Below are 6750 nucleotides of genomic sequence, written 5' to 3' on the forward strand. Positions count from 1 at the left end.
CGTGTGTCCTCCAAATTGGTCTGCGAGAAGCCGCGCGCCGATTGCTTCGAGTGCAGCCAGGCCCCCGAGCGGCAAGCCTACCGCCCGCGGCCCGAACACCTGCGGCGCCCGTGGGTTGATCCGGATCAGCCGCTCGTGCTGGTCGCTGAACAGCCGCACCGTCGGCACGTCGATGCCGGCGCCGATCTCGATAACCGCCAGCCGTTCGACGCCAGCCAGCCAGGTATTCAGCTTCTGCGCCTGGTGCTTCGCGCGAATCTGCCGCCAGTCCCAATCCCCGAACATCAGGATATTCGGGCGGGCGAGGCCCCCGCAGTAGCGGCAGGCCGGCAGATCATTCGTGAGGCGACAGGCGGCTTCGTCAATCTCAGGCGAGAACCTGGCGGCATCCCAGACGGCAATCGAGCAGCCCGGGTCAAGGCACTGCAGATGGTGAATGGACCCGTGGATCTCGTGGATCCGATCCGCTGCGATACCGGACTTCTGGAAGTGCCCGTCCACATTGCTGGTGGATACGAACAGCCCATGTTCAAGCCTTGCACCGATGGCCTGTAGAATCCCGAAGCCCGCATGGGGGATGGTGTCCCGGTAGAGCTTCAGCCGATGGCCGTAGAACCCCCAAGCCAGGCGGGCGTCCCGGTGGAAGGCGTAGGGGCTGGCAATCGCTTCGAAGCGCATGCCAGCCTTGGATAGCGCCGGGTAGGTCTTCCAGAAGCCATTATCGCTGCGGAAGTCGGGCAGGCCGGAGTCCACGCCCATGCCGGCGCCGGCCGTCACAAGCAGCCCGTCGGCTTCGCGAATCAGGGCCGCCGCGTCGTCGATGCGTGCAGGGTTCATGTCATTCCCCATTGCCGTCGCCGCCGTGACGATCTTCACCCAGCTTCTCGGCTGTCGCAGGCGCATCGACCAGCTTCGGCCGGAAGGGAATCAGCACCCCTGAGCCCCCGAAGATCAGACGCCCGTCGTGCGGAACTTCCCTCACTTTGGCCCTTGCCGGCGCCTTCTTCGGGGGCTCCCGCGGGTCGCCGGGCAAGCTGAAGGTCCATCCCCTTTCCATCAGCCATTGAACAATCGGGGCGCCCTCTGCCGCCATTTCCTCCGAGTCGTCGCGGATTAGCCGCGCCTCCCAGTAGGGGGCGAACCCGTCGGAGAACTGCTTGAACAGAATGTCGGGGCGCACCTTAACGGGCCCCTGGTGGCAATCGGCGATGGCGGCGCACCCGGGCAGGTCCAAGCCTGCTGCGGTAAGCGCCTGCAGGATCTCCCCGAACTCGCCGTCGGACATGCTGCCGACACCGAACAGATAGCGGTCTTCCGCGGCGAAGGGGTAGGTGTTGCGAAAGCCTGCTTCACCGTCGGGGTAGTGCTTGCGAACGGCGCTCTTCTTGATGACAACCATCTGAAACACGATGCGGATACCCATGATGTCGTTCCTTTGTTGATGGTGTCAGCGACTCAGCGCCAGCCCGCCCAGCTGGGCAGAATGGGGAGGTCCACGGGCGAAGCTTTGCGCGCGGCCGGGTGCGGCGAGCGGACGGCGGGGAGGCGGGGGACGAATTTGCCGAGTGCTTCGGCGCTTTGCGGACGGCCAGACTGTGCGGCCGGGTCGGTGGTGACCATGGTGTTACTCCTTGCCCCCTGAAGTGAGGCGTAACCGGCCTCGCGGGGGCGAAGAGGCGGCGACGCTTTAGCAGCATTTGTGAGTCGCCCTGCAAGTTGTCTTAACTCGGCGACGCCCAACAAAAAACCCGCTGGGCATGAGCCAAAGCGGGTTGTCGGTTCCGCTTTAGCAACATTTGTAAAGCGCCTGCAAGCTGTGTTTCAAATCGGCGCTGAGTGGAGATTAGACGCGAGGCTGCAGCGTGCGTCAAGCGAAAGAGTGCGCGAAAGGCGCGGGGTCGTCCATGATCCGCCACAGCCGGTGACAGGCTCTTCCCGAATGGTCCAGACCTTCCCGGTCTCGGCATCCTCTTCGATGCGCAGGACACTGTCCCTGCATGGTCTGCGCCGCTCCTTCGGCACCTTGGCCGAGTGGGTGGAATGCCCGGTGGGCGTGGTGGCTCAGATCCAAGGCCACAAGCCGAGCGCGACGGCCGAAAAGCACTACCGCCGCCGGCCGCTCGACCTGCTGCTCATGTGGCACACAAAAATCGAGGCGTGGATTCTCGAACAGGCTGGCATCGAACAACCAGGCGAGGGGCAGGCAACGGGCCTGCGGATGCTTGGAAGCCGATAGATTGATACCAAAACGGTAACATGCTAGATTCAGACATGCACATCATTGCGATACAAACGCTTCGCGAGTTTTGGGAGAAGCACCCGCAGGCAGAAACCCCTTTGCGGGCTTGGTACGCCGATACAAGCCGGGCTGATTGGAGAACCCCGTCTGATATCAAGGCCGCTCATCGTAACGCCAGCTTCCTGCCCAACGACCGCGTCGTGTTCAACATCAAGGGCAATGATTACCGGCTGGTGGTGGCCGTGCGCTACACCTCGACCATGATGTTCATCCGCTTCGTCGGCACCCATGCTGAGTACGACCGGATCAACGCTGAGACAATCTAGGAGCCGCTATGGAACTGAAGCCCATCCGAACCGAGGCAGAGCACGCCGAAGCCCTGGCCGATATCGAACGCCTGTGGGACGCCCCTGAGGGCAGCGCAGACGCAGACCGGCTGGAAGTCCTCGCCATGTTGGTGGAAGCCTACGAGAAGGCGCATTTCCCGATTGAAGCCCCTGACCCGATTTCATTCCTAGAGTACGTCATGGATGTACGCGGACTGACTCGCAAAGACCTGGAGCGGTATATCGGCCCGCGTGGCCGGGTGGCCGACATCATGAACAGAACTCGCCCTCTGTCCGTAACGATGATCCGCCGGCTGTGCAGCGGCCTGGGGCTTCCTGCGGACGTGTTGATTCAGCCCTACGGGCTGCGCGAGCCCATCGCGGCCTAAACCAGTTTGCCGCCCCTACCTTTAGCGGGGGAAAAGTCTGAAGCCTTCGCCGACCTGGAACGGCACCCCACTGAAGAGCGCTTAAAGGCATCCCATTACACACATCTCCCACCCTTGTACCCTATCGTCCTGAGTGACGCACACAGGGAGCGTGCAGATAAGCTGGCGAAGCAGGAGTTTGAGACGATCGATTTGGGCGACGCTCGGCTGAATCAGCGTGCGGTGCTGCTGGCCGAGCGATTGGGCCAGAAGCCTGGAGCGAGCATTCCCGGTGCGTGCGAGAACTGGGCCGAAACGGCCCGCGCCCTGCCCAAGAGCCGACATGTGTGCATCGGCGACCGGGAGTCGGACATGCTGTCGCTGCTGGTCAAGGCACGCAACCTGGACTACCCGGCCGATTATCTGGTGCGCTGCCAGCACAACCGGGCGCTCCCCGAGGGCGACAAGCTGTGGGAGCGGGTCATGGCCGGCGCGCCCTTGGGCTGCGTGCGCTTCGAGCTCCCCGCCGGGCGTGGGCGCAAGGCGCGGTCGGACGAACAGGCACTGCGGACCGAACGCATCGAACTGGCGGTTCGCCAAAGCGGCACACTCGAAGTGACATGTCTGATCGCCACCGAGATCAACGCCCCCGCAGGCAGCAAGCCTGTGTGCTGGTGCCTGCTCACCAACCGCGCCGCGCCTTCCTGGCGGCGGCGGTCGAGTTGCTCGACTGGTACCGGGCCCGTTGGGAAATCGAGCTGTTTTTCCTGGTGCTCAAGGAGGGGTGCCGGGTCGAGCGCCTGATGCGTCTGGGGCGCACCCTGCCCGACTTACCCGCCGACCTAGTGTTCGAGGCCGACGAGTGGCGCCCCGCCTTCATTCTCAACAAGAAGCCCGTCCCGAAAACGGTGCCGCCCCTGAACACCGTGCTGCGCCTGATTGCACAGCACGGCAGTTTCCTCGCCCGCCGACACGACGGCAAGCCAGGCGCCAAAACCATCTGGTTGGGTCTCCAGGAGATCGCTGTCTTTGTAGAAGGCGCCGTTTACAGAACAGGTGGCGTACTTCCGCCAAAAGCTCAACCTGCCCACCGAGCGCTGGGACGACCTGGCCGGCGCGGCCCATGACCGCGCCTTTGTGGTGGCCGGCGCCCAGACCGCAGACCTGCTGGCCGACCTGCGCGGGGCGGTGGGCCGGGCGATCCAGGACGGCAAGAGCCTGGACGCGTTCCGCAAAGAGTTTGACGCCATCGTGGCAAAGAATGGCTGGACGGGCTGGACCGGTGAGGGCAGCCAGGCCGGCGTGGCCTGGCGCACGCGGGTGATCTACCAGACCAACATGGCCACCAGCTACGCCGCCGGCCGCTGGGCGCAGCTCAACGATCCGGAGCTGGCGAGCCTGCGGCCCTACTGGCGCTACGTGCACTCTGACCTGGTGAGCCACCCGCGGCCCCAGCACCAGGCCTGGAACGGGCTGGTGCTGCACAAGGATGATCCGTTCTGGCGCAGCCACTTTCCGCCCAACGGCTGGGGCTGCAAATGCACCGTGAAGGCCGCCAGCCGGGCCGAGATCGCCGCGGCCCAGGCCAAGGGGCTGGATTCGGCCCCCGCCGGCTGGGACGAGATCGGCGACTCCACTGGCGCCCCACCGGGCATTGACAAGGGCTGGGGGCATGCGCCGGGAGCCAACGCCACCCGCCCACTGCTGGAGATGGTGGACGCCAAGCTGTTCAAGCTCGATGCCCTCATTGGCGCGGCGATGTGGGAGGCGATGGCGCCAACCCTTGCGATGGAGCGCCAGCTGGCGTGGTGGGATACCTTGGAGGCCTGGCTGGCCGACGAATACCCGCGCGGGCGGACTGCGGTGGTCGGCACGCTTAAGCTCGACACCCTGTCGTGGCTCGCCGACAAGGGCCTGCCGGTGCCCGCCGGCGCCGAGATCGCCATCCGCGATGCCCTGGTTCGCGGCGCCAAGCAGGCCCGCCACGAAGCGGCGCAGAACGCCCTGACGCACGACGAATGGCGCGCCGTGCCCGCGCTGCTGGAATCCCCTGGGGCGATTTACCTGGATGGCAAGTCGGGCAAGCTGATTTACGTGGCCGAAGAGATCGGCCCGAGCAAGCTGGCCGTGGAGTACGACCCGGCGCGAATCAAGGGCATCGCCGCGGCGGTGGTGGAGAGCGCTTTTAGGGTGAGCGACGAAGCGATTGCCGGCGCGGTGAAGGGCGGCGAATGGGTGCCCGTAGAGGTATCTGGCCGCCGGGCAGGAGTCGAACCTGCATAAGCGGTAAAGGACCGTCCTGTTTCCAATTGCAGGCACCAGCAGCCAGACACAGAAAGTATAGCCCATGACCGCCATCACCATCCGCATCGACTCCGCCCCCGTGATCGACGTGCTTCAGCGCCTGGCCGCCGGCACCCGCAACCCGGCGCCCTTGTTCAAGGCCATCGGCGAAGACCTGATCACCAGCACCAAGGAGCGCTTCGCCACCAGCACCGCCCCCGACGGCAGCCGCTGGGCGCCCAACAGCCGCGTAACCTTTGAGGCCTACCTGGCCCGCTTTACAAAAACCACCCGCAAGGACGGCCGCATCAACGCCAAAGGCACCGGGGCCGTCATGGGCAAAAAGCCGCTGGTGCGCGAGGGCACCCTGGCCCAGCAGATTTTTTACAACGTGCTCGCCGGCGGCCTTGAGATCGGATCGACGATGGAGTACGCCGCCATGCAGCAGTTTGGCGGCAGCAAGGCCGAGTGGCCCCACCTGTGGGGCGACATCCCGGCCCGGCCCTTCCTGGGACTCTCGGCCGACGACGAAAACAAGATCGTGGCCGAAGCGCTGGACTATCTTGACGGGCTGCTTGCCTGAAACCCACCCCCCCTGAAAATCCGGCCCGCCACGCGTTTTTTAGCCTGCGGAGCCACACACCCCCATCAGACAGACCGATCGAAGCGACTAACGGGGTACTAACGGGGTCTATGGGCCTCCCGCTCGGGCCATCGCCTCACGAAATCCACAAATCCCACCCCGCCCGGCCCAAACCGGGCTTTTTTTGCGCCGAGGCGAATCCGCCCCCGTCGCGCGCGCGCCGCACCATGGCGGCATGCCTCGCACAGCCAAACCCGCATTTGCCGCCCTCTAGCTCAGCGCCCAGCCCCTGGGCGACGGCGCGCAGCTCCTCATTCCCGACGGTCTGTTTCGCAGCTCCGACGGCTCCGGCCGCCCCGAGGGCGTGCCCGGCTGGCGCCTCGATGCCCGACTTGCCGCCCAGGTGATCGCCGCCCGCCGCGAGCGCGGGGTGAAGATCGTGGTCGACTACGAGCACGCCACCCTCACCCGCGCCAAGGACGGCCTCCCGGCCCCCGCCGCTGGCTGGATCGACCCCGCCCATCTGGAGTACCGCCCCGGCGTCGGCCTGGTAGCCACCGAAGTGGAGTGGACCACCACCGCCGCCGGCCACCTCACCGCCCGTGAATACGGCTACGGCAGCCCGGTGTTTCCGTTCGACCCTCGCACCGGCGACATCACCGGCCTGCACTCATTCGCGCTCACCAACGACCCCGGCCTGACCGGGGTCAATACCGCCCTCTCGGCCATCGTGGCCGCCACCCAGGAGACCCCCGAAGTGAACACCCTCGAGAAATTGCTGGCGGCCCTTGGCCTGCCAGCCCTCCCCGCCGGCTGTTGCCTAGCTATTAACCCGGCAATCAAATAGGTTTTGATATAATTCGGGCATGGAAAAGATCGATGCCCGCAAGCTTCCGCCCGAAGCCCTGGAACACATTCGTCGCCAAGCATTTGTACTGCGCAAGCAAGGCT

11 protein-coding genes and 1 tRNA gene are annotated in these 6750 nt (G+C 65.3%); 8 read left to right on the top strand and 4 right to left on the bottom strand.

The features are described 5' to 3' along the window. The 3 genes from PHD22_RS15740 to PHD22_RS15750 form a co-directional block, all read right to left on the bottom strand. Positions 1–876 (bottom strand): Sir2 family NAD-dependent protein deacetylase (locus tag PHD22_RS15740; RefSeq protein WP_366520754.1); only part of this gene is annotated, 876 nt, incomplete at its 3' end. Beyond that, positions 839–1423: a hypothetical protein gene (locus PHD22_RS15745; RefSeq protein WP_299868994.1), complete on the bottom strand. Its 585-nt coding sequence runs from the start codon at positions 1421–1423 to the stop codon at positions 839–841. The genes PHD22_RS15745 and PHD22_RS15740, both read right to left, overlap by 38 nt. A 32-nt stretch (positions 1424–1455) precedes the next feature. Continuing rightward, positions 1456–1620, bottom strand: coding sequence for a hypothetical protein (locus PHD22_RS15750; protein WP_299868996.1), 165 nt, complete (start codon positions 1618–1620; stop codon positions 1456–1458). A 319-nt stretch (positions 1621–1939) separates the two neighbouring features. On the opposite strand from PHD22_RS15750, the gene PHD22_RS15755 reads away from it, so the two are divergent. From PHD22_RS15755 to PHD22_RS15780, 6 genes are all read left to right on the top strand, one after another. Next, positions 1940–2236: a hypothetical protein gene (locus PHD22_RS15755; protein WP_299868998.1), complete on the top strand. Its 297-nt coding sequence runs from the start codon at positions 1940–1942 to the stop codon at positions 2234–2236. A gap of 35 nt (positions 2237–2271) precedes the next feature. After that, positions 2272–2565: a type II toxin-antitoxin system HigB family toxin gene (locus PHD22_RS15760; protein ID WP_299869001.1), complete on the top strand. Its 294-nt coding sequence runs from the start codon at positions 2272–2274 to the stop codon at positions 2563–2565. Positions 2566–2573: 8 nt separating this feature from the next. Continuing rightward, complete coding sequence (locus PHD22_RS15765; protein WP_299869005.1) at positions 2574–2954, top strand: transcriptional regulator; 381 nt, start codon at positions 2574–2576, stop codon at positions 2952–2954. A gap of 114 nt (positions 2955–3068) precedes the next feature. Then, positions 3069–3737, top strand: a complete 669-nt coding sequence (locus PHD22_RS15770) for a transposase DNA-binding-containing protein (RefSeq protein ID WP_299869007.1) — start codon at positions 3069–3071, stop codon at positions 3735–3737. Beyond that, positions 3737–4060: an IS4 family transposase gene (locus tag PHD22_RS15775; protein WP_299869010.1), complete on the top strand. Its 324-nt coding sequence runs from the start codon at positions 3737–3739 to the stop codon at positions 4058–4060. Before PHD22_RS15770 ends, PHD22_RS15775 begins: the two co-directional genes overlap by 1 nt. Then, on the top strand, positions 3990–5216 hold the full coding sequence (locus PHD22_RS15780) for a phage minor head protein (protein WP_299869013.1): 1227 nt from the start codon (positions 3990–3992) through the stop codon (positions 5214–5216). Before PHD22_RS15775 ends, PHD22_RS15780 begins: the two co-directional genes overlap by 71 nt. Here PHD22_RS15780 and PHD22_RS15785 read toward each other — a convergent pair. After that, positions 5186–5260, bottom strand: a tRNA-Lys gene (locus PHD22_RS15785). The genes PHD22_RS15780 and PHD22_RS15785 overlap by 31 nt on opposite strands. A gap of 20 nt (positions 5261–5280) precedes the next feature. Between PHD22_RS15785 and PHD22_RS15790 the strand changes: the two genes are divergently transcribed. Both PHD22_RS15790 and PHD22_RS15795 read left to right on the top strand, forming a co-directional pair. Beyond that, positions 5281–5799, top strand: a complete 519-nt coding sequence (locus tag PHD22_RS15790) for a phage virion morphogenesis protein (RefSeq protein WP_299869016.1) — start codon at positions 5281–5283, stop codon at positions 5797–5799. Positions 5800–6112: 313 nt separating this feature from the next. Then, the gene (locus PHD22_RS15795; RefSeq protein ID WP_299869022.1) at positions 6113–6646 is read left to right on the top strand and encodes a phage protease; all 534 of its coding nucleotides are present in this window, start codon (positions 6113–6115) and stop codon (positions 6644–6646) included. The last annotated feature ends 104 nt before the right edge of the window (positions 6647–6750 follow it).

Origin of the sequence: Zoogloea sp., from assembly GCF_028693495.1 — a bacterium.
Taxonomy (GTDB): Bacteria; Pseudomonadota; Gammaproteobacteria; order Burkholderiales; family Rhodocyclaceae; genus Zoogloea.